Origin of the sequence: Streptomyces sp. NPDC052225 (assembly GCF_040679615.1) — a bacterium.
Lineage (GTDB): Bacteria > Actinomycetota > Actinomycetes > Streptomycetales > Streptomycetaceae > Streptomyces.
The window spans coordinates 228,775-251,419 of sequence record NZ_JBFAVD010000002.1 but is presented as its reverse complement, the minus strand read 5'-3'; the positions used below and the strand labels follow the sequence as shown (position 1 = coordinate 251,419).

The following is a 22,645-nucleotide window of genomic DNA, read 5'->3' as shown; positions in this document are numbered from 1 at the left end:
CCGTGACAGCACAGTTGTACGGAGTTCGGGGCGGCGCCCCCTACCGCTTCACCCTCGTCGTCTCCGCCCTGACCGCCGTGGTCGGCGGCGTGATCCTCGCCGGTGGATTCGCCGCGGCCTGGGGCGCCTTCGAGCGTGTCCGTGACTACGCGGACACCAACATCGCCAACGAGGACTCCTACGTGGCCTACGCCGACGGAGGCTTGGAGGAGCTGGTGAGGGTCGGCGTCGTCGTGGCGGCGCTGCTCCTCGTGCTCGCCCTCCTCGTCGTCTCCGTGCTGCATGCCGCGTACGCCGTCGGCGACGCGCACACACGACGCGACGGCGCGCCGCAGACCGTACGCGACCTGTGGCGCCGCAGCCGTCGGCGCCTGCCCGCCGCCGTCGCGGTCAACGCGCTGACCGGCCTGGCCGTGGGCGCCCAAGTGCTCGCCGGTCTGGTCGTGTTCGACCTCGCCGACCGGGGCCGACTGCCCGGCGTCGAACCCACCCCGCTGCACGGCACCGCGACCCTGCCGTACACGGTGGTGGGCTGGGTGCTGCCGATCACCGTGTGGTGTCTCGCCCCGGTCCTGCACGCGCGCCTGGCGCTGGCGACGGCGGAGACCGTCGTGGAGCACCGTTCGCCGTTCGTGGCGCTGTACCGCTCCTGGCGGCTGACCCGCCGCGCGCGCGGCCGCACGCTCGGCCTGGGCGTGCTCGCGACGGCGGCCACCGTGCTCGTCTTCTGGCTCGGCCGGTACGCCGCCGCGCCCCTGTGCCACCCGCTCGGCCTCGCCATGTTGTGGCTCAGCGGCGACAACGTGTGGATCACCGGCGTCCTGGTGCTGATCCTCCCCACGGCCGTGGCCCTGCTGCTGCTCCCTCCTCTCGTCATGCCGCTGGTGTGCGGTGCGTACTCACGGCTGTACGGGGACCTGCGCGCGGCCGAGGGCTGAGGTCGCCCCCCTTCGACAGGCGGTGCGCGCGGCATACGTATGCTCCCGGGCATGAAATTCTTCCGGTCGCGCAGACGCACCGACGCCGACAGCACGACGGGGACCCCGGTGGACCAGGCCAAGGCGCTCTACGAGGCCGGGCGGTACGCCGAGGCGGAGGCCGCGGCGCTCGCGGTGGCCAGGTCCCGGCCGCGCGACGACCAGTACGCGGCCGTGGCGCTGAACATCGCCGCCGTCGCGGCGGGAGCCCAGGGCCGTCACACCGAGGCGCTCGCGATCTTCGACACCGCGCTACCGGTCTTCGGCCGGGTATTCGGGGTCGGCCACTGGGTGACCCTGAAGCTGCGCTCGGACCGTGCCCAGCAGTTGACCTCGCTCGGCCGGCACGCCGAATGCGAGGCGGAGTGCGCGGCCGTCGTGGCGGCAGCACAGCACGAAACCGGCCCGGACATCCCCCTGCTGGTCGCGGCCGCCCGCAACGGACTGGTCTTCGCGCTCAACGCGCAGGGCCGCCACCAGGAAGCGGAGACGGTCGTCCGCGAGGCCCTGGCCGCCCATCGCGCACACGACCGGGCCGGCCTCGTCCTGCGGCTCGGCCTGGCGCGCAGCCTCAGCGGCCAGGCCCGTCACGAGGAAGCCCTCGCCGAGGCGCACGGCGCCGGCGAGGTGTACCGAGCCCTGCCGGACAGACTGCGCCACCCGGACGCGGGCGCCGTCGAACTGGCCCTCGCCACCGCCCTGTCGGGCCTGGGCCGCACGCCCGAGGCCCGGCTCCGAGCCGCCGCCGCACACGACGCCTGCCTGGCCTCCTTCGGCCCGGACCACCGGCGCACCGTCGAAGCCCGCACCCTGCTCGACCGCATCGACGGGCCGGACACCGCCTGAAGGGGAGGGCTCAGCCGGCGCGCCAGCGGCTCGGTGACGTGCCCTCCTGGCGCTGGAAGAACGTGGTGAAGTTGGCCGCGTCGTCGAAGCCGAGGCGCTCGGCGCACCGGGCGACGGGCAGGTCGGTGTGCGCGAGCAGGCGCTTGGCCTCCAGCAGGATGCGCTGGTCCAGGAACTGCTTGGCGCCGATGCCGGTGGCGGCCCGGGTGGCGCGGGTGAGGGTACGAGGGCTGTGGCCGAGTGCGCGGGCGTAGTCCGTGACGCGGTGCCGCCGGGCGAACTCCGCTTCCACCGCGGAGCGGTAGCGCAGAAAGACCTCCTGCGCGCCGCCGTCCGCCGGGCCCGGCGCGGGTCGGGGCGGGCGGACGCGCAGGACGAGCGCGGCGAGCAGGTGGGCGAGGACGGGCGGCGAGGCGAGGGCGGGATCCGCCCCGGCGGTCGTCTGCTCGTCCCCGAGGTGCCGGGCCGCGCGCACGCTCAACTCCCAGGCAGGCAAGTCCAGTTGCCAGGTCGACGGGGCGAAGGGATCGGCCGCCGCCGCGGCGGCCGCGCCCGTGGGTACGACGTCCTGCCGGAACAGGATCAGTGGTCCGTCGACGCACTCGATGTCCGTCCACCGATGCACCACCCCGGGACGGATCCACACCACGCTGCGCTCGCGCAGCCGATGCTCGACGAAGTCGGCGGTGTGCCGGCCCACGCCGGAACGCACCAGGGCGAGGACATGGAAGTCCGGACGCTGGGTGCGGCCGCGCAGACCCTCAGGGTCCATCTCTCGCAGGCGCGCGAAGCTCAGCACCTCGACGCCGAACGGGGCGCCGGGGGCGGGCGCGTACCGCACCTGCCTGATCTCGGAAGGTTGCCCGATTCGCTGGGCCCGCTGTCCCTTTTCCACAAGAAGTGCGCCGCTTTCGACCGTGCCGGACTCTCCCCGGAATCGTAGCGTGAGCGAGGAGATCGCAAGGGTGGCCATCGCGGGGGCGATGAGCCGAGAACGTGATGGGGACATGATGGGGACCGAAAACACAAGTACTCGGGTTGAGGTGGACGGTGGCGCGATCACGGTGCGCGGGCAGGCCGGTGACCGTGGGGCGACGCCGGTCCTGGTGCACTACTGGGGCGGCTCCGCACGCACCTGGGACGGGGTCGTGGCGCGGCTGCCCTCACATCGTGGTGGCGTCCGCTACGACCAGCGGGGCTGGAGCGGCTCGCGGGACCTGCCCGGACCGTACGGACTGCGTCACCTGGCCGACGATCTGCTCCGCGTCGTCTCCGCCCTGGAGCTCGACGACTATGTGCTGGTCGGGCACTCGATGGGCGGGAAGGTGGCCCAACTCGCGGCGGCGCAGGCCCCGTCGGGGCTCTCCGGTCTGCTCCTGGTGGCGCCCGCGCCGCCGCGTCCGCCCGCGACGGTGACCGCCGCACACCAGCGGGCGCTGGCCCACGCGTACGACAGTGCGGAGGCGGTGGAGCAGGCCCTCGACCACGTCCTCACCTCCACCGCGGTGCGGGGAGCCGCCCGGCGGGCGGTGCTCGCCGACAGCCTCGCGGCACACGACCCGGCGCGGCGGGAGTGGCCGCTGCACGGGATCGCCGAGGACATCACCGCGGACGTGACGGCCATCGAGGTACCCGTGCTCGTGCTGGCCGGCGAGCACGACCGGGTCGAGCCGGCGGCGGTGCTGCGCGAGCACCTGCTGCCCCACGTCCGGCACGCCCGCCTTCAGGTCGTCCCCGGCAGCGGTCACCTCCTGCCGCTGGAGGCGCCCGCCGCCGTGGCCGCGGCCGTCGAGGCGTTCACGGCCGACCGGGCCGGCGTCAGGCCGGCGTAGGGAGGCGGCGTGTCCGGGCCAGCAGCCCGTGGCGGGGTGCCAGGGTCCACACCAGGGTGAAGAGGGCGGTCAGGACGCAGACGATGGAGCCGCCGGCCGCCAGGTCGTACGTGTACGAGACGTACAGCCCGGCGAGCGCGCCGGCGCCGCCGATCAGTGACGCGAGCAAGGTCATGGCCCAGAGGCGTTCGGTGAGCATCCGGGCCGCCGCGGCCGGGGTGATGAGGAGGGAGAGGACGAGGACGTTGCCGACGGCCTCCAGGGACATGACGATCGTGGCGGTCACCACCGTGTAGAGGATCAGGTCGAGCCGCATGACCGGCAGTCCGGCCGCCCGCGCGGTCTCCCGGTCCAGGCTGACGGCCACCAGGTCCCTGCTCAGCAGCAATACGACGGCCACGAGCACCGCCTCGACGCCCGCGGCCGTCCACACGTCCTCCGTGCCGACCGCGAGCACCTGCCCGAACAGGAACGAGGACAGGTCCGTCGACCAGCTGTCCTGCGTCGACACCAGCACGATGCCGAGGCCGAACGCGCAGGAGAAGAAGACTCCGATGACGGTGTCCTCCTTCAGTCGCCGGTTCTGTGACACCAGCGCGATCAGCACGGACGTGGTGAGTCCGGCCAGGGCGCCGCCCAGCAGCAGGTTGCCCTGGAAGGCGTAGGCGAGCGCCACCCCCGGGAACGCCGAGTGGGAGACGGCCTCGCCGATGAACGCCATCCCGCGCAGGACGACGTACACGCCGACGACCCCGCACACCAGGCCGGTGATGACGGCCACGAGGAACGCCCGCTGCATGAAGGGGAGTTGCCAGGGGTCGGTGAGGAACCCGATCAGGTCGCTCACGCCGCCGCCCCGATCGCGGTGTCGAGGCCGAACGCCCGCAGCATCTGCTCCGGGTCGGCGAGAAGCGACGGACCGCCACGAGCCACGACCGTACGGTTCAGGAGCGCGACCCGCGTGCAGGTGCGGGCGGCGGCCGCCAGGTCATGGGTGGTCATGAGGAGGCCCTTGTCGTCGTCGGCCAGCTGTCTGAACAGGTCGTTGAGGAGGTCCTGCGTGGGGACGTCCACGCCGGTGAACGGCTCGTCCAGGAGCAGGAGTTGAGGCTGGACGGCGAGGGCGCGGGCCACCAGGACGCGTTGCCGCTGCCCGCCGGAGAGTTCACCGATCGGGCGGCGGCGCAGGTCGCCGAGGCCGACCAGCTCCAGCGCCTCGTCGACGGCCGCCCGGTCCGCGGGCCTGGGGCGGCGTACGCGGCCCAGCGAGCGGGTGCGCCCGGAGAGCACGGCCCCCGCGATGTCGATGGGGAAGTCCCATGCGAACTCGTGACGCTGCGGCACGTATCCGATGAGGTGCCGGGCCCGGGCCGGAGGCAGTCCGTCGATCAGTACGTGGCCGGCCGAGAGCGGGACCAGGCCGAGCGCGGCGCGCAGCAGGGTGGTCTTGCCCGCGCCGTTCGGCCCGAGCAGTCCCAGCAAGTCGCCTCTGCGTACGGTCAGTTCGGCCTGTTCGACGGCGAGACGCCCGCCCAGCGTCACATCGACACCGCGGAGGTCGAGCAGGGGTGGCCGAGCGGCGGCGGTCACGCGGGACTCTTTCCTGCGCCGCGGTCGCGGCGCCGGCGCGTGGCGACGACGAAGCCCGCGCCGGCAGCGGCGAGCGCGGCCGCGGCGCCGCCGAGCAGCGCGGCGTTCCCGGCGCCCGTGGAGGCCATGGATCCGTCGCCGTCGGCCGAGCCCTTTTCGCCGGCGGACGCATCGGCTCCGGAATCCGCAACCGAGCCGCTCCCCGATCCCGGGGAGGGTGAGCTCCCGGTCCCGGCGCCGGGCTTGACGCCGGACGGATCGCTGCCGCCCACCACGAAGGCGACGGTCTCCGTGTCGCTGACGGCGGTCCCGTCGGCGAGCTTGCCGCTCATCCTGAGCGTCAGCCGGTACGTCCCCTCCTCGGTGAAGGCCCACCCGCCGTGTGCGTGCGTGTTCTGCGGCACGTCGAAGGAGTCCGGCCCCCCGTCCTTGCTGTTGAACAGCACGTTCGCGCCCGACATGGCGTCGTAGGTGTACAGCGCGACGGCCCCGGGACCCTCGGCCCCCGTGAGCGCGAACCTCACGTCACCCTTGGTCGCCCCGGCCTTGACGTTGTCCGTCGACCAGCCGGGCCAGAGCAGACCTTCCTGCTGCACCTGGTCGAGCAGCCACACCTCGGTTCCGGCCTTCCCGAGGAACGCGAACTGGCCGCCTGCCGGGAGGGACTTCTTCGCCGCGGGTCTGACGTGCAGCACCAGGGAGGAGGGCTCGCGCCAGGTCGTCGTGCCGGGAACGGTGCCGTCCTTGACGTGGATCTGGAGACGGCCGCCGACGACACGTGCCGCGAAGTCGATATGCCCCTCGTCGAGGACCTTCTTGGCGGCGACGACATCGGAGGCCGCTTTGGTGACGGGGGAGTTGGAGGCCGACGGGGAGGCCGTACGCCGCGACTCCGCGGGGGCCGCGAGGCTCCGCGCCGGGGGGACGGGCGAGGCCGACGCGGTCTCCTGCGGCACAGGTCCCTCTCCGCCGGCCTCGTCCGCCTCCTGCGCGGCCGACTCGATGGCCTCGTCCCCGACCAGCACCGTATAGACGGCGTCGGCCGACAGCTCCCGCCCGTCGAGTCCGGTGGCCGCGGCGGAGAAGATGACCTGGTACGCCCCCTCGGCGCTGAACTCCCAACGGGTGTCGGCCTGTTCACCCACCGGGACCTCGTAGGCGTCGGGCTCGGCGTCGGCACTGTCGAACAGCGCTGTTTCCGCGGCGTCGTCGTGGACCTTCACCTCGCCCGGCCCGTCGACCCCGTTCAGGGACCACCGCACGCGGTCCCCGGCGACCGTGCCCGCGGCGACACCCGTGGTGTCCCAGCCGGGAGCCGAGGCGTCGGCCAGTCGGTCGTCGCCGATCTCGATTACGTGCGTAGCCGCGGCGTCCGCCACCGGATCGAGGCTCAGCGCACCGTCCGCGTAGCCGATCCGCCCCAACTCGGGCCGCTCGCCGCCGTCACCGACGCCGCTGCCGCTGCCCGCGAAGGCGACGCCACTTCCCGACAGCGTCGCCGCGAGCGCCACCGCGACACCGATCCGTACCCTTCGCGCGCCTCTCATCAGGCGTGTCATCAGGCGTTCCTCCCCAGGCACCGCGCGAGTTCGTCCGCGTTGTGCCGCATCATCGCCACGTAGTCGTGGACCTTGTCGTCGAACGAGTCGCCGTAGATCGTGCAGATCCCGACCTGCTGGTCCTGGGCGACCCGCTTCAGGACGTCCGCGCGGGCCGCGAGATTCGGCTCCAGGAACACGGACGGGACCCGCTTGTCGCGGATGGTGGTGCCGAGCTCCTCGGCCTCGGCGGCGCTCGGCTCCTGCGTGGGCACCGGCACCACGAACCCGGCGACCTCCAGGCCGTACGCCTTGGCGAGATAGCCGAAGGCGTCGTGCGTGGTGATGAGCTTGCGGTGCTGCGCCGGGATGGTCGCGAGCTTCTCCGCGACCTCCGCGTCCAGCGCCCCGAGCGTCCTGAGATACGCCGCGGCGTTCTTCTCGTACGTCGCCCGACCGTCCGGGTCGGCCGTGATCAGCTCCGCCTCGATCCGCCGGACGTACGCCTCCGCGTTGGCGACGTCCTCCCAGGCGTGCGGGTCCAGGTCGCCGTGCACGTGCTTGCCGATGACGGCCTGGGGGAGCACCCACACGTCGTCCCCCGGCTCGCCGAGGAACCGGTACGCCCGCCCCTTCGGCACCGCATCCTTGGCCCGGCCGGGCACGTGGAGCACGACGTCGCCGGCCGGGTGGCGGGTGCGCGCACCGCTCTTTTTGTCGTCGGCGCGGACGTACACCTTCCCGGTCTCGGCGTCGAGCGCGACGTCGGCGTGCCCGTCGTCGAGCACGGCCCGGCCCGCGGGGGCGCCGGCCGCGTCGCCGACGGTGAACGTGAAGGTGCCGCTGCCGAACTCCTCGTGCTTCCCGTCGAGGGTCTCCGTGCGGCCCTCGACGGTGAGCCTGTACGTTCCCGGCTCACTGAACGCCCAGTTGACGTGGGTGTGCGCCTCGGGCGGCAGGGTGAAGGAGTCCTTGGCGCTGAAGCCGTCGGCCGAGTCGACGTACACCTGTGGTGTGCCGAGGGTGTCCGTGAGGTACACCCGCAGCTCGCCGGGTCCCTCCAACTTCGTTGCCGTCGTACGGACTTGAGAGCCGTCGCCCGGGACCTCGCCCTCGACCGCCCAGCCGAGCCAGAGGACGTCGAGGCCCAGGTCCTCCTCCAGCTTCATCACGGTCCCGCCGTACTGTTCGAGCCGCTCGGCGATACCGATCTTCGGCGCGGACTTCGGCGCGTTGTTGTGGATCATCTTCGTGATCCCGGGCTCTTCGAGCAGGAGCCCGTTGCTGAACACGACGTCCGCCCCGGCGACCTTCGCCGCGTCGCCGGGGCTCGGCTCGTAGGAGTGGGGGTCGCCGTGGTGCGGCACGATCGAGGTGACGTCGACACGGTCGCCGCCGACGTGTCGCACCAGATCGGCGATGATCGCGGTGGTCGTCGACACCCTCAACTCGGCGTCGGAGCGCGACGATCCGGGAGCGGTGCAGGCGCCGGCGAGCAGCGCGCAGGCGGCGGCGAGCCCGACGGCGGTGGTGGTGGGTCTGGGGTGGCCCCGCATGGGGCTCCTCCTTCTCAGAGTTCTCGGGCATGTGCGGGCGTCCGCGAAACCGCGTACGGAAGGCCGGGGCTGCCGACGCCGGCCCTCCGTACGCGGAGCATTCACCGGGCGCCGCGCCGTCGTCGTACGGCGAACACCGCGCCACAGCCCGCGAGCAGGGCGACCACGGCGATCCCCGCGATCACTGCCACGCCCGCACCGGTGGCGGCCAGCCCGCCACCGGACGGCGAACCGCCGCCTGAGGCAACGGAGTTGACGGCCGGCGCATCAGAGGATGAGGCGCCCGCATCCGTCACGGACGGGCCCGCGGTCACCGGCGACGGCGCCGTGACCGAAGCCGAAGCTGAGGCCGATGCCGAGGGCGATGAGCTGTGGGTCGGCGTCGCGGCCGGCGCGTCGCCGGGACCCGGCGTCACGGTCGAGGGATCCGTCTCGTCGCCGACCACCCACGCGATCGTCTCGCTGTCACTGACCTTCGTGCCGTCGGCGAGCGTGGCGCTGACGGTGAAGGTGGTGCGGTACACACCCTCGGCGGTGAAGGTCCAGTTCCAGTGGCTGTGGGCGTGCGCGGCGTGCGCGAGGGAGTCCGGCAGCCCGTCACCGCTGTTGAGCGCGACATCCGCCGACCCGAGCGACCCCGAGTTGAACACCGCCACCGAGCCCGGCCCGCGCACCGCGTCGAGCCGATAGGTGAGGTCCCCGTCGACGTCGCTCTTCGCGTACCCCTCGGTGCTCCACCCCGGCCAGACCAGCCCGTCGACCTGCTGCATGGGCAGCCACCACACCGGGTCCCCCACCGCGCCCAGGAACTCGTACCCCGCGGTGACCTTCCGTCGGGCGCCGGGTTTCACATGCAGCACGACCTTGTCCGGCTCGTACCACTCGTACGTCTGGGAGTTGCCCTCCTTGACCTGGAACTGGAGGTCACCGTCCACGGGCCGCGCGGCGAGGTCGAGATGGCCGTTGTCGATGACGTGCGCGGGCCCGGCCGGGGCGGGCGGTGACGTGGTGCCCGGAGGTGTGCCCGGCGTCGAGGTCCCGGGCGGCGGCGTGGAGCCGTCACCTGGCAGGACCTCACCCGGATCGACGTCGTCCCCGACCACGACGGCCAGGGTCTCGGTGTCGGTGGAGCCGCCCGAGGTCACCGTGAAGGTGAGGCGGTAGACGCCCTCCTCGGTGAACTGCCAGGTGGGCAGCAGGCGTTGCGCGTCGCCGGGGAGAGTGAAGGCGCGCGGCACCTGCTCCGCACTGCCGAGGTGCACGGTGGGCGCGGCGTCCGCGTCGTCCATCGCCCGCGTGTACGTGGCCAGCCCGAAATCCCCCGGACCTTCGTACGCCGACAGCTCCACCTCGGTGTCGCCACCGGCCGCCGAGCCGTTCCAGCCGGGCTCGGCCGCGAAGAGGTTCCGCCCCTCCCAGCCGTTGAGCTGCCAGGTGTCGAGATCGGTGGTGCCGAGCGCCATGGCGAGCGGCGACGGCGTGAACTGCAAGGTCGACTGCACGGCATGCACCACGACCTCGGAGGGTTCGCGTACGACGGTCGAGGCGCCGCTGCGGTCGTCGAGCCGCAACTCGATCCGCCCGTCGGCCGGTCGAGGCGTGAGGTCGAACGCGCCCTCGTCGAGCACGACGGCACCGCCGGCGGCGCGGGCCTGCCCGCCGCCGGCGACCAGCCCTGCCGCGCCCACGAGCATCGCGGTCGCCGTGGTCAGCGCCGCCACGACGGGGACGCGCCCGCGGCGCGTCAGGGCTCCCCTCACGAGCCGACGACGACGGTGTACGTCTCGGTGGCCGACTCGGCGACGCCGCCGACCGTGCCCTGCACCCTGAACGTCAGCTTGTAGGTGCCCGCCTCCTCGAAGGCCCAGGTGGCGTGCTGGTGCGTGGCCACGCCGAAGGACTTCGACTTGTACGAGGCGGTGGCGGTGTTGCTGTCGAACCAGCGGCTGCCGCTGCCCGCGTACACGCTGAAGTCCTCGGTCGTGGCGCCGTCACGGGTGGCGCCGACCAGGGTGAACGTCACCGCGTCCCCCGAGAAGACGCCGGTGGAGAGGTGCTCGGTGGAGATTCCCGGGAACAGCACGCCCCGGGACGTGGCGAGCGCCTGGTCCTCGGGCAGCAGCCACACCTGACTGCCCGAACCGAGGAAGCCGTAGCCGGGGTTGGCAACCTTGGCGGCCGCGGGCACGGACAGTGTGACGTCGGCCGGGGCGTACTCGACGTCGTTGACTTCGTCGTGGACGTGCAGGTGCAGGTCGGCGCCGTCCCACTCGGCGTCGACGACGTCCACGTGACCGCTGCCGAGCGTGGTCGCGGCCAGGGCCGGGGTGGCGGCGAGGCCCGCCGCGGCGAGGGCCGCGGCGAGTGCGCCGGAGACGGTGAGAGCACGCACGGCACGTATGGAGGTACGCAAAACAGATCCCCCCTGGATCAAAGGGGCGCACGTTGTTCGTGCACCAACAAGACACACGATAATCATGTTCATCTAGGGATGGCAATGCGCTGCGGGCGTCCCTGCCCAGAGGAACGGGCGCAGCAGGGCGAGCAGTTGGCGTGGCCGGTGCAGCGGGACGATGTGCCCGCAGTTCTCGATGACGTGCCCGGTGAGGTGGTCGGCGATCGGACGGAGCTGGCGTTCCAGCGCCGCGCCGACCGGATGCGCGCCGATCGCCATCGTCGGCACCGTGAGCCGCGCCGCCGCGGTGGCCTCGGCGATCTGCGCCGCGCTCTCGGGCAGCGCGCGGTAGTACGAGAACGCGCAGCGCAGCGCTTCCCGGCCGGTGTAGGCGTCGACGAACGCGTCCCGCAGCGGTGGCCGCACACCCTCGCCGAGGGTGCCGGTGCGCAGGAACCAGTCGACGTAGGGGGCCTCTTGCCCCTCGACGACCGTCTCCGCCAGACCGGGAACGGCATGGAAGCCGAACCACCACGGGGGTCCGCCCGCAAGGAACTCCTCGGCGCCCGGCAACCTGCCGGCCAGGGACTCCATGACGACGAGCCGCCGCACGAGGCCGGGGCGGCGCAGGGCGAGCAGCAGCGCCGGCGGCGTCCCGGCGTCGATGCCGACCACCGAGGCCGAGGGCACGTCGAGCGCCGCGAGCAGGGCCGCCGCGTCGTCGGCCAGGGTCCCGGCGTCGTACCCGGTGGCCGCACGGCCGCTCGCGCCGAAGCCGCGCAGGTCCGGCGCGATGACGCGGTGGCGCAGGGCCAGATCGGCCATGACGTCGGTCCACACCTCCCAGGTGTGCGGGAAGCCGTGCAGCAGGAGGACGGGCGGGCCCGAGCCGGCGAGGGCGACATTGAGCTCGACGCCGTTGACGGGGACGCGGCGCAGTTCGGGAGCGGGCATGGAGAACTCCAGGCGCAGGAGGGCCGAGGGGGAGTGCCGGTAGGCGGTCACCATTGGTGACAAGCCGACGGTAGGTAACTAGGCTCCTTGCGCCAAGACGGCACTTCTCCCACAGGTGGTGAGCTACAGGTGACCAAGGAAGCGGCGGCCCGACGCGGCGAGCGCGGCGACCTGTTCGACCCGGACTGCCCGACCCGGCAACTCCTGGACCGCGTCGGTACGAAGTGGACGTCGATGGCGGTCAAGGTGCTGGCCGAGGCGGCGCCGGGCGAGGTGCGCTTCGCGGACCTGCGCCGTCGGATGCCGGGCATCTCCCAGAAGATGCTCTCCGTCACGCTGCGCAGCCTCGTGCGCGACGGCCTGGCCGCCCGCCGGGTGGAGGACACGGTGCCGCCCGCCGTCCACTACCGGCTCACCGACCTCGGCCTGTCGCTCGAAAGACCGTTGTCCGCGCTGCGCGCCTGGGCCGAGACCCACATGGCGGCCGTCGAGGACAACAACCGCCTGGCCGACAGCTCCGGCGGCCACTGACGGCCCTCGGCGCGCCGCGAACCGCTATGGCCGGGACGCGCGGGACCCCGTACCGGCCTCGACGAAGCCCCGCACGGCGGTGGCGAACACCTCCGGCTCCTCCAGGTGACCGAAGTGGCCGCTGTGCTCCAGGATCAGCAGCCGCGCGTCGGGGATCAGCTCACTGAGTTCGAGACCCCAGCGCGGGCCGCAGATCACGTCGTGCCGGCCGACGACGACGAGGGCCGGAACCTGCAGATTCTTGAGCGCGGCGCGATCGTCGACGAGGTCCGGGTCGCCGTGCTCGTCCAGACCCGAGATGTACGTCGCCCTGATCGCCTCCCGGATCGCGGACCACTCCTCCTCGCGGGCCCAGTAGTCGGCGAAGTACGAAGGGAAGACCCCGCGGGCCACGGCCACGGTGTCCTCGTCACCGGCCATGGAGGACATGGCGCCGAAGGCGGCCAGGACCTCGCCCAGTCCCGGGTGGGCGCTGTGTCGCGCGGCGAACTCCTCGACCCTGCGCCCCGCTTCCGCCCCGTGCTCGGGTCCGGTGACGGGGGCACCCTCGTACAGCACGACGCCCGCCAGCTGCTCGGGGTGGTGCAGTGCGTGGTACGCGGCCACGAACGCGCCGTGCGAGTGGCCCAGCAGGTGCACCCGGGGCACACCCAGATGGCGGATCAGCCGCTCCAGGGCGTCGCTGTACCGCGCGCGGGTGTATCCGTGCGGGTGTGAGGACAGGCGGCTGTCCTCCGTCGTCCCGATCGGCTCGACGTACACCATCGTCAGGTGGTGCTCGAGCGCGGGCATGCGCAGGTAGTCCCAGAAGATGCCGGGGCCTCCGGAGTGGACCACGCACACCGGTCCGCTGCCGTGCACGTGGTAGCGCTGGACCAGACCGTCGTCGTACGGACATGCGTGAGCGCCGGGGGAGAGGGGCGTCTCGCTCGCCTGGTCCATCGGGTTCACCTGGTTCGTTCGGTTCATCGGGGGCTCCTGTGGGTGGCGGTGATCGCGGGGTCGAAGGTGGCCGCGCACGAGGTGTGCTCACACCCCATCTGGAGAACGGCCATGGGGCTCATGCGGTTCACACGTGTTTGGCTCCGAACATGTATCGTCACACGTGTCGGGTGCGACACCGGCTTGACAGGTGACGCGAGCGACAGCATGCTGATGTCACCGGCTTAACCGGTGACGACTTTCGGTCCAGATCTCAACCCAGATGGGGAGCAGCAGTCATGGCCACTAGCTACACCGCCGTTGTCGACGTCGACGGAGAGGGCCGCAACGGCGGTCACGTGCACTCCTCGGACGGCCTGCTCGACTTCGGTCTCGCCCTGCCCAAGGAACTCGGCGGCTCCGGCGCGGCGACCAACCCCGAGCAACTCTTCGCCGCGGGCTGGGCCGCCTGTTTCCTCGGTGCACTGCGCCGCGCGGCGGCCTCCCGCAAGATCCGGCTCACCAGCACCACGATCACCGCCGAGGTCACCCTCACCCACGGGGACGACGGCGAGTTCTCCCTCTCCGCGGTGCTCTCCCCGGTGCTCGGCGGCGTCGACGGCGCCACGGCGCAGGAGCTCGCCGACGCCGCCCACCAGATCTGCCCGTACTCCAAGGCCACGCGCGGCAACATCGCCGTCACCATCAACGCCTCCGCGGCCTGACCCCACCCCGGACCGCGGGCCTCGTGCGCCTTCCCCCGGCACGGGGCCCGCCCCCGGCCCTCCCGCCGGCTTCGCCGACCCAAGGAAGGCGACACACATGTTCAGCAAGACACAGGCACATGTACACACCCCTCGACGACGTCGCCGTCCCGTGGCCGCACCCGACGGTGGCCTGCCCGACGCCACCCAGGTGTGGGTGTGGGCCACGACCACGGTCATGTGGGGCTACGGGCCGACGCCCTCGGACTTCATCGACCGAACGGGGGACCGATGACCACGGCCCGCGACCTCGCGCTCCTCGTCCTGGACGGGACGGTCGACCGGCACACCGACCCGGCCGACCTGTCCCTTGCGCTCGCCGGGGCCGAGGCGATCGACCTCCTGGAGCTGGGCGGTCTGACGCTCGACGGCGACAGCGTCGTGCCCGCCGCCCCGACGGCCACGGGGGATCAACTCCTGGACGCCGCTTCCGCCTTGCTCGCACGGCAGTACCCGTACGAGACGGTCGGCGACTGGCTGTGGCGGCGCGGTCCGGGCCTCGCGCGGGCCTACTCAGACGAGCTGCGCCGGGAAGGCCTCGTGACCCGTCCGCAGTGGCACCGGGAGTCGGTTGACGCGATCCTCGAGGCGCTGCTTGCCGCCGCGAGGATCGAGAGCGGTGACGGGGCGGCGGAGGTCGACGAGAGTCTGCTCGGGGACGCGGTCACGACGGTGCTGGCCGCCGTCGGAGAGTCCGTGACGCAGCTGGAGGCCGTACGTCTGCGCCGTGGCATCGAGAACGCGGCCTTCGACAACGTGTGGCGTGCCTGACCGCGGTCGCACGTCGGCGGGCGAGTGCCCGGTCTGCCCGGACACCCACCCGCGGAATGACTGAACGAAGGGAACGGCTGAAGGACCGAACGACTGAAGGGCCGAACGGCTCCGTCAGTGCGAGCCCTTCACGACGGTGTACATGACCGACCGGTCCTCCTTGTGCCGCCGGATGCGACCCTTGGCGACCAGGGACTCCAGCGTGTTCCGCACGACCTGAGGTGTCGGGTTGCGGCTCGGGTGCTTCTCCAGGAGTTCGTCACGGAGGTCCTTCGCCGGGCAGGGCTCGTCGTGACCGGTCAGCAGCTCCAGCAGAAGGTCGCCCAAAAGAGGCCGGCGCGACGCTCCCTTCGCGTCGGCCTTCTTCGAACCCGCCGCAGCCGACCTGCCCGCCGTGGTGCGGGCCCGCTGCTTCGCCGTCGTGACAGCGGGCTCGTCCTGCGCCTGCTCCGGCAGCCGCGAGGCGTCGCCGAAACCCTCGTACCGCTCGGCGAGTTTGAGGATGTCCGCCAGCAGAGCCTCCTCCTCTTTCAGCAGGGCGAGCTTCTCCGTCAGCTCCTGCTGGCGCCTGCGGTTCTTCGCCAGATCCGACGCGGCCTGTTCCACGTACCGCGATCGGAGCGTGTCGGCTGATTGGCTGGTCACAACCGTGCACTCCTTTAGATAAGTTTGACCCTGCGCATGTTACCTGCGCGGAGGTTTCTCCGCAGGCGCATGTCGGCACCGGACGGCGTATCACACCATCTGGCATGTTCACTCCCCACCATAGACACAAGTGTGCTCTGGGGGACAGGGGCCGAGGCGGTACGGCCGCCGCCTCGGCGAGGGAACATGTGTGCAGCCACGGCAAGATACGTTTGCACATGTACGTAGAATGGGTTTCTCCGACACAGAACCAGGATGGCTCATGTCCCGATCCGATCTGCTCCGCACCATCATGAGAGAGCACCGTGACGGTCTGGTCTCGTACGCCGAGAAGATGCTGGGTGATCGCGGGCTCGCCGAGGACATCGCGCAGGAGACCGTCATCCGGGCCTGGCGGAACATCGACCGGCTGGCCGGCATGGAGGGGTCGGTGCGGGGCTGGCTCTTCACGGTGGCCCGGCACCTGGTCATCGACTGGGTGCGCAAGGCCCACGTGCGCAGGGAGGTCGTCGGGGACTCCCACCGCGAACTCGCGTCGGGGCCGGACGGCACGGCATCCGTGCACGACGCCCTCGTGGTCAGGCCGCTGCTGCTGCGGCTCTCCCCCGAACACCGCGCCGTGCTCGTGCACATATATCTGTGCGACCGCAGCATCCAGGAGACCGCCGGCATCCTCGGGGTGCCGCAGGGGACGGTCAAGAGCCGTCATCACAACGCCCTGCGCAAGCTCCGCGCCGTCGTGGAGCTCGAAGCTGCGTAGGGCGCCTGGGCTCACACGGCCGCGGCGGGCGCGCTCTTCTTCCGGGCGCGGTACGCGGCGGCCTTGATCTTGTTGCCGCAGGAGTCCATCCCGCACCACTGGCGCCGCATCCCGCGCGAGCGGTCGATGTAGACGCGCGTGCACTCCGGGTTCCCGCACTCCTTGAGCAGCGGGACGTCCGGACCGCTGAGCAGTTCGACGGCCTGCCGGGCGACGGTGGCCAGGGCCTGCGCGGGGGTCGCCTCCGTGTGCCGCCCGGCCGGGGTGAGCTGCGGCGTCACCGGGTCCTTGCGCGCGGCGGCGTTGAGCACGGCGAGCGTCTCGCGGTCGAACTCCTCGCCGAGGCGGCGCTCGGTGATCAGCCGGTACAGGGCCTCGCGCACGGTCGTGGCCGCCCGGACGTCCTCGTCGGTGCCGGGGGTGATCGTGTCCACGAGCCCGGACTCCAGGTACCAGGCGTTCAGCCGCGCGGGCGTCACGAACATCTCGAAGCGGGTCGAGCGTCGCGCGCGGAGCGTGGCCGCGAAGTCGAGGGCCGGATGTCCGCATACGAAAACGTGGTCGAGGTTCACATCACCATCCTGACAGGTTACGCCGGGGGGATGCAAGGACCGGGCGGGGCGTGAGGGCCGCAGCTCACACGTGTGTTGACAGGGGAGGCGTGGCATGCCAAAGTCGTCACCACTTAGACAGGTGACGCGGACGAGAACGTGAACGCGGGAACGCGACCGGCACCGCCACGCATGTGGAACGCCGACAGAGGCGCGGAGAATCAAGGAGCGCGGTGACCATGGCACAGGGACAGGAACGGCCGGAGCCGCCGGAACGGTCAGGGCGGCCGGAACAGGCGGCCGCGGGTGCGCCGGTGGGGCGTCGGGCCATGCTCGGCATGCTCGGGGCGGGGGCCGCGGGGCTCGCCGCCGCGCCCTACCTCCAGCGGGGGTGGGAGAGCTTCCTGGCCGCCGCGTCCCAGGCCGACCCGTCGGGGGTGACCGGCCTGCTGCCCGACCCGGGCGGCTTCCGGTACTACAGCGTCGTCGGCTCCGTGCCCCGCAAGGACGCGACGTCGTACGCGCTGAAGGTCGACGGGCACGTGCGGCGGCCGACGACGTACACGCTCGACGCGTTGCGGGCGATGCGGCAGACCCGGGTCGTCCACGACGTGCAGTGCACCGACGGCTGGCGCGTGGACCGCACCCCCTTCGAGGGTGTGCGGCTCGCGGACATCCTCGATGCCGCAGGTGTGCGCTCCCCGGGCGCCGCGGTCCGCTTCACCTGCTTCGACGGCGCCTACAGCGAGAGCCTCACCCTCGAACAGGCCCGCCGCGCCGACGTGTTGGTGGCGCTGAACATGCAGGACAAACCCATCACCCACGCCCACGGCGGGCCCGTCCGCCTCTACGTGGCACCCATGTACTTCTACAAGTCGGCCAAGTGGCTGTCCGGAATCACGGTCACCGACGAGGTCGTCCCCGGCTACTGGGAGGAGCGCGGCTATGCGGTCGACGGATGGCTCGACGGGGCCGACCGGCACGGCGACGCGGCCTGACCCCGACGGTCGTGTCCGGCGGTTCGGGCCGGCGGAGCGCAGGGTGCACCGGGCCACCGGATGCCTGATGCTCGTCTGTGTCGTCTCCGCCGCCTGCCTGTACCTCGGACCGCTGGCCCAACTCGTCGGACGGCGCGCCCTGTTGGTGACGGTCCACGAATGGTCGGGGATCCTGCTGCCGGCGCCCTTCCTGCTCGGCCTCCGCTCCGCCGCCTTCCGGGCGGACCTGCGCCGGCTCAACCGGCGTCCGGCCAAGAAGTTCAACACCGGGCAGAAGATCTACGCGGGCTGGATCGCCGGCGCCGTGCCCGTGATGATGTTCACCGGCCTCCTCATGTGGTTCATGGGGCTCGCGCCCTTCATCTCCCGCACCAGCGCGATCTTCGTCCACGACCTTCTGGCCTGGGCGGTCGTGTTCGTGATCCTCGGACATGTGCGCAAGGCCCTCGCGGATCCCGAGGCCAGGCTCGGTATGCGCACCGGTCACGTCAGCCGTTCCTGGGCCCGGCGGCAGCACCCCGGGTGGCTCCGCGAGGAGGACGAGGAGACCGGACGCACCGTCGAATGACCCAACTCCCGCGCGTCGAATGACTGTTGTCGGACATGTGTGACGCCGACCAGAGTGCACATGTCACACCTCACACCTCAGTATTTCAACCCACGTATCTGGATGGATTCCCATGAGACGAGTTCTGACCGTGCTCGCGGCCGGTGTGCCGCTGGCCGCCGCCGTGTATCTGCCGACCGCGTCCGCCGACGCCGGGGACGGCACCGCCCGCACCACCGCGACCACCTGCGCGACGGCGGGCGTGAAGGCGCCCTCCGGTACGAAGATCGAGTCCGTGACGGCGGTCGACCGGGCGGGCGGCACCGTGCAGGGCACCGGACTCCTCGGCGGCACGGTCGACGACGTGCCCGCCTACTGCGAGGTGACCGTCACCCTCACCCACCCCGGCGACGACGACCACGCCACGGTGCGGACCTGGCTGCCCCGGACCGGCTGGAACGGCCGCTTCCAGGCGCTCGGCGGCTCCGCCTTCGCGGCGGGCGACAACAACGTCGGGATGGGGGCGGCCGTCAAGAACGGCTACGCCGCGACCACCACCGACGCGGGCGTCGGTGACGTACTCGACGTCGACTGGGCGCTGAAGAGCGACGGAAAGATCGACACCGGGCTGCTCGAGAACTTCGCCTCCCGCTCCCAGCACGAGGCCGCCGTCGTCGGCAAGCAGGTCGTCGACGCCGTCTACGGCAGCCGCCCCGCCTACGCGTACTTCACCGGCTGCTCCACCGGGGGCCGGCAGGGCTACATGGAGGCGCAGCGCTACCCCGACGACTACGACGGCATCCTCGCCGACGCTCCCGCGATCAACTGGGGCGCGTACGAAGTCGCCACGCTGTGGCCGCAGGTCGTCATGAACAACGAGAAGACGTACCCGACCGGCTGCGAGTTCGCCGCGTTCACCAAGGCCGCCGTCACGGCGTGCGACCCGCTCGACGGGGCCAGGGACGGGCTGGTCAACGACCCCTCCCGGTGCGACTTCGACCCGCGCACGCTGATCGGCACCAAGGTCGTGTGCGACGGCAAGGAGCTGACCATCACGGCGGCCGACGCGGCCGTGGTCCGCAAGATCTGGGACGGGCCGCGCACGACCACCGGCAAGAAGCTGTGGCCGGGTGTCCCGGTCGGCGCCGATCTCTCGGGTCTTGCGACGCCCGGTGCGCCGTTCCCGGTGCCCGCCGACTGGGTCAAGCTGTGGGTCGCCAAGGACCCGTCGCTCGACCTGTCCACGATCACGTACGACCGCTTCACCGAGCTCTTCCGGCAGTCCAAGGCCGAGTACGACAAGGTCATCGGCACGGCCGACCCCGACCTGTCGGCCTTCCGCGACTCCGGTGGCAAGCTGCTGAGCTGGCACGGTCTGTCCGACCAGTTCATCCCCACCCAGGGCACCGTGAAGTACCGCGAGCGGGTCGACCGGGAGGTGGGCGGCACCAAGCGGGTCGACGACTTCTACCGGCTCTTCCTCGCCCCCGGCACCGACCACTGCGGTCTCAACGGCCAGGACGGTTCGACGGACGGACTCGCCGCGCTCACCGCGTGGGTCGAGAAGGACAAGGCGCCGCGGACGCTGCCCGCGACCCTCGTCAACGACGCGGGCCGGCAGGTCGACCGCGACCTGTGCCGCTACCCGCAGGTCCTGCGCTACCGGGGCCAGGGTGACCCGGCCGCCGCATCCAGCTTCCGCTGCGTCACCGCGCACCAGCACTGAACGAAGGGCCCGACCGACATGAGTACGCACACCATCACGACGCCGGTCCGACCGGCCGACGCCGCGGAACGCACCTCTCTCGTGAAGCTCTGTCTGGGCCGCGGCGTCCTGGCCCTCGTGTGGGCCGCGGTGTTCGCCGGAGCCCACGAGGACGTGGACGCCGTGGCGGTCACGCTGCTGGTCGTCTACCCGCTGATCGACGCGGTGTCGTCCCTGATCGACCACCGGGCGCTGCCCGGCGGTCCGGAGCGCGGGATCACCGCGTTCAACGGCGTGCTGAGCACCCTCGCCGCGATCGCCGTGGGCATCGCGGGCGCGGGCGGTGTCGCGCCCGTGCTCCACGTCTTCGGCGCCTGGGCCGTCGTCTCCGGGGCCGCCCAGGTGGTCGTCGGACTGCGGCGGCGCGGCCCGGAGCTGGGCAAGCAGTGGCCGATGCTGATCGCCGGCGGGCTGTCGTTCGTCGTCGGCATCTTCTACAACATCCAGGCCGCGGGCGCCGATCCGTCCCTCGACGTGCTCTCGGTGTACGCGACGGGAGGCGGGGTGTTCTTCATCGCCCAGGCCCTGCTGCTGAGCTGGAAGGCACGCCGCTCCGGTACGGCCGCCGCCTGATCCACGAGAGCGCTGAAACCCCGAACCCCTGATCCTGCGCTGAGGGCGAAGGATCAGGGGTTCGGGGTGTGGGGCTCAGGGTTCAGGACTCGCCGTTGACGATGGTCAGCACCTGGAGCACCTCCAGGTAGATCCACACCAGCGTCATGGTGAGGCCGAAGGCGGCGAACCACGCCTCCTCGCGGGGTGCGCCGAACGCGATGGCGTCCTCCACCTGCTTGAAGTTCAGCGCGAGGAAGCACGCGCCGAGCAGGATGCCGATGACGCCGAAGACGACACCCAGGCCCCCGCTGTGGAAGCCGAGGCCATGGCCCGCGCCGAAAGCGGAGAAGAGCGCGTCGGCGACCAGCAGCAGAAGGAAGCCGGTCGCGCTCGCCGCGACGACACCGGCGAACCGCCGCGTCACACGTATCCACCGCATCCGGTACGCGATGAGCATCCCCGCGGCCACGGCGAACGTGCCGAGGACCGCCTGCACGACGACACCCGGGGCGATGTACGTCGAGGTCGCGCTGGAGAGCACACCGAGGAAGACGCCCTCGAACGCCGAGTATCCGAGGATCAGCGCAGGAGCAGGCGTCCGCTTGAACGCCTGGACCATCGAGAGGACGAAGGCGATGACTGCGGCGAACACGGCGATCCCGTAGGAGCGGCCGATGTTCGCCTCGTCCACGGGCAGGAGGAGCCAGGACAGGACTGCGGCCAGCGCCACCGTCCCGAGGGCGGTCGCGGTGCGGACGACGACGTCGTCCAGCGTCATGGCGGTCTGTTCGCTCTGCTCGGTCCGCACGGCCCGGTCGGGGGCGTACGGGTTGGTCAGGTTCTCGCCCCGGGTGGCGTCCCAGCGGGAGAAGACCGGGTTGCTGCTCTTCATCTCGTTCCTCCTAATGTCGGTGCCCGGTCGGGCAGGTCGTTCGTGTGGGCCGCGGCCGTCAGTCGGCCGCGGTGCCGGGGCTGTCGAGGAGCCCGTGCAGAAAGGCGTCCCAGTCGAGGCCGGCCATCTCCGCCTCGGCGGGGACGACCCGGTAGGTGGCGTCGAGCCACTGGGCGAGGTCCGCGGTGGGCACCTCGAACAGCACCTCCACCTCCGGTGCTTCGAGGAGCAGCCACGACGCGGGGTGCTCGCCGGGCAGGGTCGGCCACATCCGCACCTCGCCGGATCCGCTCATCGCCGTCAGGCCGTGGTGCAGCAGCTCGCGGCCGATGCGCCACAGCAGACCGGGACCGCGTTCGGCGAGGAACTCGACGCTGATCACCGCGGGCATGTCCGGGTCGAAGTGGAAGGTCGCCCGCAGGGACTGCCGGGTGAACTCGTCGAGCAACTGGTCGACGTCCACGCTCAGCGGCGGTACGTGTGCGGGCTCCGGACGCGCCCGCAGAGGTGACTGATCACGGTGCATGTCGGGGTTCCCCTTCGTTCGGCGAAGTCTGCGTCTCCCACTCTTCATCCGGGGTCACCCACCTGCATCGGTCACATGACGGTCGGACATGTGAGGTATGTGCTGAACCTTTCCCCGGCCCACGTTTCCTGCCCGCGGCACACCTACGCCTCGGGGGCGCCCCTCCGAAGAGGGACGCCCCCGAGGCGTCGTATCCGTGGGTGAAGGGCTTGTGCGTCAAGGCCTCAACTGCGGTTCTCCGCCTGGAACATCCAGCTCTGCTTCTCCAGAGCGGCCGTCAGCCCGATCAGCAGATCCTGCGTGACGGCGTCGGCCGGCCCGGTCCGTGCCACCCGCTCCCGTACCCGGCCGATGACGGCGGAGAACGCGCGCACCAGCGCCTCGACGGCGTCGGTGTCCTTCGTCCAGCCCGCGGCGAAGGCGGGCACCCCGCTGGTCGCGGCGACGGTGGCGGCGCGGCCGTCCGGGCTGACACCGAGCGCCGCCGCGCGTTCCGCCACCGTGTCGGCGAAGTCGCGGGCGGTGGTGACGACTTCGTCGAGCTCGAGGTGGATGGAGCGGAAACGCGGCCCGTACAGGTTCCAGTGCGCCTGCTTGGCCACCAGCGACAGGTCGAGCAGATCGACCAAAGTGGCCTGCAAGGCGCTGCCCGCGATCTCGCGTTCCTGGTCCGACAGGGAACTTGTGATGACGGGGCTGTGGGGTGCGGTCATGGTGGAGGGTCCTTTCCG

The 22,645-nt window shown here is 71.8% G+C and carries 25 protein-coding genes; 11 read left to right on the top strand and 14 right to left on the bottom strand.

Annotated features, from left to right (window positions below; all coding sequences use genetic code 11):
• The first annotated feature begins 2 nt into the window (after positions 1-2).
• Complete coding sequence (locus tag AB0L37_RS04330; protein ID WP_365499870.1) at positions 3-938, top strand: hypothetical protein; 936 nt, start codon at positions 3-5, stop codon at positions 936-938.
• A 51-nt stretch (positions 939-989) separates the two neighbouring features.
• Complete coding sequence (locus AB0L37_RS04325; protein WP_365499867.1) at positions 990-1,823, top strand: tetratricopeptide repeat protein; 834 nt, start codon at positions 990-992, stop codon at positions 1,821-1,823.
• A gap of 10 nt (positions 1,824-1,833) precedes the next feature.
• On the opposite strand, the gene AB0L37_RS04320 is transcribed toward AB0L37_RS04325, so the two are convergent.
• Positions 1,834-2,664, bottom strand: coding sequence for an AraC family transcriptional regulator (locus AB0L37_RS04320; protein WP_365499864.1), 831 nt, complete (start codon positions 2,662-2,664; stop codon positions 1,834-1,836).
• A gap of 202 nt (positions 2,665-2,866) precedes the next feature.
• Here AB0L37_RS04320 and AB0L37_RS04315 point away from each other — a divergent pair, with 202 nt between their 5' ends.
• Positions 2,867-3,655 carry an alpha/beta hydrolase gene (locus AB0L37_RS04315; RefSeq protein ID WP_365499861.1) on the top strand — a complete coding sequence of 263 codons (789 nt, stop codon included), beginning with the start codon at positions 2,867-2,869 and terminating at the stop codon, positions 3,653-3,655.
• Here the strand turns inward: AB0L37_RS04315 and AB0L37_RS04310 are convergent.
• From AB0L37_RS04310 to AB0L37_RS04280, 7 genes are all read right to left on the bottom strand, one after another.
• Entirely contained in the window at positions 3,642-4,502 is an 861-nt protein-coding gene (locus AB0L37_RS04310; RefSeq protein ID WP_365499858.1) for an anchored repeat-type ABC transporter permease subunit, read from the bottom strand. The two genes, AB0L37_RS04315 and AB0L37_RS04310, sit on opposite strands and share 14 nt — an antisense overlap.
• The gene (locus AB0L37_RS04305) at positions 4,499-5,245 is read right to left on the bottom strand and encodes an anchored repeat-type ABC transporter ATP-binding subunit (RefSeq protein WP_365499855.1); all 747 of its coding nucleotides are present in this window, start codon (positions 5,243-5,245) and stop codon (positions 4,499-4,501) included. Before AB0L37_RS04305 ends, AB0L37_RS04310 begins: the two co-directional genes overlap by 4 nt.
• The gene (locus tag AB0L37_RS04300) at positions 5,242-6,804 is read right to left on the bottom strand and encodes a TIGR03773 family transporter-associated surface protein (protein WP_365499852.1); all 1,563 of its coding nucleotides are present in this window, start codon (positions 6,802-6,804) and stop codon (positions 5,242-5,244) included. Before AB0L37_RS04300 ends, AB0L37_RS04305 begins: the two co-directional genes overlap by 4 nt.
• On the bottom strand, positions 6,804-8,339 hold the full coding sequence (locus AB0L37_RS04295; RefSeq protein ID WP_365499849.1) for an anchored repeat ABC transporter, substrate-binding protein: 1,536 nt from the start codon (positions 8,337-8,339) through the stop codon (positions 6,804-6,806). The genes AB0L37_RS04300 and AB0L37_RS04295 overlap by 1 nt, the downstream gene beginning before the upstream one ends.
• Before the next feature lie 101 nt (positions 8,340-8,440).
• Positions 8,441-10,099, bottom strand: a complete 1,659-nt coding sequence (locus tag AB0L37_RS04290; protein WP_365499846.1) for a choice-of-anchor M domain-containing protein — start codon at positions 10,097-10,099, stop codon at positions 8,441-8,443.
• Positions 10,096-10,731 carry a choice-of-anchor M domain-containing protein gene (locus AB0L37_RS04285; RefSeq protein WP_365499843.1) on the bottom strand — a complete coding sequence of 212 codons (636 nt, stop codon included), beginning with the start codon at positions 10,729-10,731 and terminating at the stop codon, positions 10,096-10,098. The genes AB0L37_RS04290 and AB0L37_RS04285 overlap by 4 nt, the downstream gene beginning before the upstream one ends.
• Before the next feature lie 93 nt (positions 10,732-10,824).
• Positions 10,825-11,688 carry an alpha/beta hydrolase gene (locus AB0L37_RS04280; protein WP_365500566.1) on the bottom strand — a complete coding sequence of 288 codons (864 nt, stop codon included), beginning with the start codon at positions 11,686-11,688 and terminating at the stop codon, positions 10,825-10,827.
• 129 nt (positions 11,689-11,817) lie between these two features.
• On the opposite strand from AB0L37_RS04280, the gene AB0L37_RS04275 reads away from it, so the two are divergent.
• On the top strand, positions 11,818-12,219 hold the full coding sequence (locus AB0L37_RS04275; RefSeq protein WP_365499840.1) for a helix-turn-helix domain-containing protein: 402 nt from the start codon (positions 11,818-11,820) through the stop codon (positions 12,217-12,219).
• 24 nt (positions 12,220-12,243) lie between these two features.
• On the opposite strand, the gene AB0L37_RS04270 is transcribed toward AB0L37_RS04275, so the two are convergent.
• Positions 12,244-13,188 (bottom strand): alpha/beta hydrolase, encoded by a 945-nt coding sequence (locus AB0L37_RS04270; protein WP_365499837.1) that lies wholly within the window; start codon positions 13,186-13,188, stop codon positions 12,244-12,246.
• A 251-nt stretch (positions 13,189-13,439) separates the two neighbouring features.
• Between AB0L37_RS04270 and AB0L37_RS04265 the strand changes: the two genes are divergently transcribed.
• Complete coding sequence (locus AB0L37_RS04265) at positions 13,440-13,865, top strand: organic hydroperoxide resistance protein (protein ID WP_365499834.1); 426 nt, start codon at positions 13,440-13,442, stop codon at positions 13,863-13,865.
• A gap of 270 nt (positions 13,866-14,135) precedes the next feature.
• Entirely contained in the window at positions 14,136-14,675 is a 540-nt protein-coding gene (locus AB0L37_RS04260; protein ID WP_365499831.1) for a GPP34 family phosphoprotein, read from the top strand.
• 114 nt (positions 14,676-14,789) lie between these two features.
• Here the strand turns inward: AB0L37_RS04260 and AB0L37_RS04255 are convergent, their stop codons facing one another.
• Positions 14,790-15,320: a hypothetical protein gene (locus AB0L37_RS04255; RefSeq protein WP_365499828.1), complete on the bottom strand. Its 531-nt coding sequence runs from the start codon at positions 15,318-15,320 to the stop codon at positions 14,790-14,792.
• A gap of 262 nt (positions 15,321-15,582) precedes the next feature.
• Between AB0L37_RS04255 and AB0L37_RS04250 the strand changes: the two genes are divergently transcribed.
• Positions 15,583-16,080: a sigma-70 family RNA polymerase sigma factor gene (locus tag AB0L37_RS04250; protein WP_365499825.1), complete on the top strand. Its 498-nt coding sequence runs from the start codon at positions 15,583-15,585 to the stop codon at positions 16,078-16,080.
• An 11-nt stretch (positions 16,081-16,091) separates the two neighbouring features.
• Here AB0L37_RS04250 and AB0L37_RS04245 read toward each other — a convergent pair whose 3' ends face one another.
• Entirely contained in the window at positions 16,092-16,652 is a 561-nt protein-coding gene (locus AB0L37_RS04245) for a CGNR zinc finger domain-containing protein (protein ID WP_365499822.1), read from the bottom strand.
• Positions 16,653-16,960: 308 nt separating this feature from the next.
• Here AB0L37_RS04245 and AB0L37_RS04240 point away from each other — a divergent pair, with 308 nt between their 5' ends.
• The 4 genes from AB0L37_RS04240 to AB0L37_RS04225 all read left to right on the top strand — a co-directional run bounded on the left by AB0L37_RS04240 (position 16,961) and on the right by AB0L37_RS04225 (position 20,514).
• Entirely contained in the window at positions 16,961-17,629 is a 669-nt protein-coding gene (locus tag AB0L37_RS04240) for a molybdopterin-dependent oxidoreductase (protein WP_365500563.1), read from the top strand.
• Positions 17,577-18,197, top strand: coding sequence for a cytochrome b/b6 domain-containing protein (locus AB0L37_RS04235; RefSeq protein WP_365499819.1), 621 nt, complete (start codon positions 17,577-17,579; stop codon positions 18,195-18,197). Before AB0L37_RS04240 ends, AB0L37_RS04235 begins: the two co-directional genes overlap by 53 nt.
• Before the next feature lie 112 nt (positions 18,198-18,309).
• The gene (locus tag AB0L37_RS04230; RefSeq protein WP_365499816.1) at positions 18,310-19,902 is read left to right on the top strand and encodes a tannase/feruloyl esterase family alpha/beta hydrolase; all 1,593 of its coding nucleotides are present in this window, start codon (positions 18,310-18,312) and stop codon (positions 19,900-19,902) included.
• Between the two features lie 18 nt (positions 19,903-19,920).
• Positions 19,921-20,514 carry a DUF308 domain-containing protein gene (locus AB0L37_RS04225; protein WP_365499813.1) on the top strand — a complete coding sequence of 198 codons (594 nt, stop codon included), beginning with the start codon at positions 19,921-19,923 and terminating at the stop codon, positions 20,512-20,514.
• A gap of 82 nt (positions 20,515-20,596) precedes the next feature.
• Here the strand turns inward: AB0L37_RS04225 and AB0L37_RS04220 are convergent, their stop codons facing one another.
• The 3 genes from AB0L37_RS04220 to AB0L37_RS04210 form a co-directional block, all read right to left on the bottom strand.
• Positions 20,597-21,388, bottom strand: coding sequence for a Bax inhibitor-1/YccA family protein (locus AB0L37_RS04220; protein ID WP_365499810.1), 792 nt, complete (start codon positions 21,386-21,388; stop codon positions 20,597-20,599).
• A gap of 58 nt (positions 21,389-21,446) precedes the next feature.
• The gene (locus AB0L37_RS04215; RefSeq protein ID WP_365499807.1) at positions 21,447-21,914 is read right to left on the bottom strand and encodes an SsgA family sporulation/cell division regulator; all 468 of its coding nucleotides are present in this window, start codon (positions 21,912-21,914) and stop codon (positions 21,447-21,449) included.
• Positions 21,915-22,138: 224 nt separating this feature from the next.
• Entirely contained in the window at positions 22,139-22,627 is a 489-nt protein-coding gene (locus tag AB0L37_RS04210) for a DNA starvation/stationary phase protection protein (protein ID WP_365499804.1), read from the bottom strand.
• Positions 22,628-22,645: the final 18 nt, after the last annotated feature.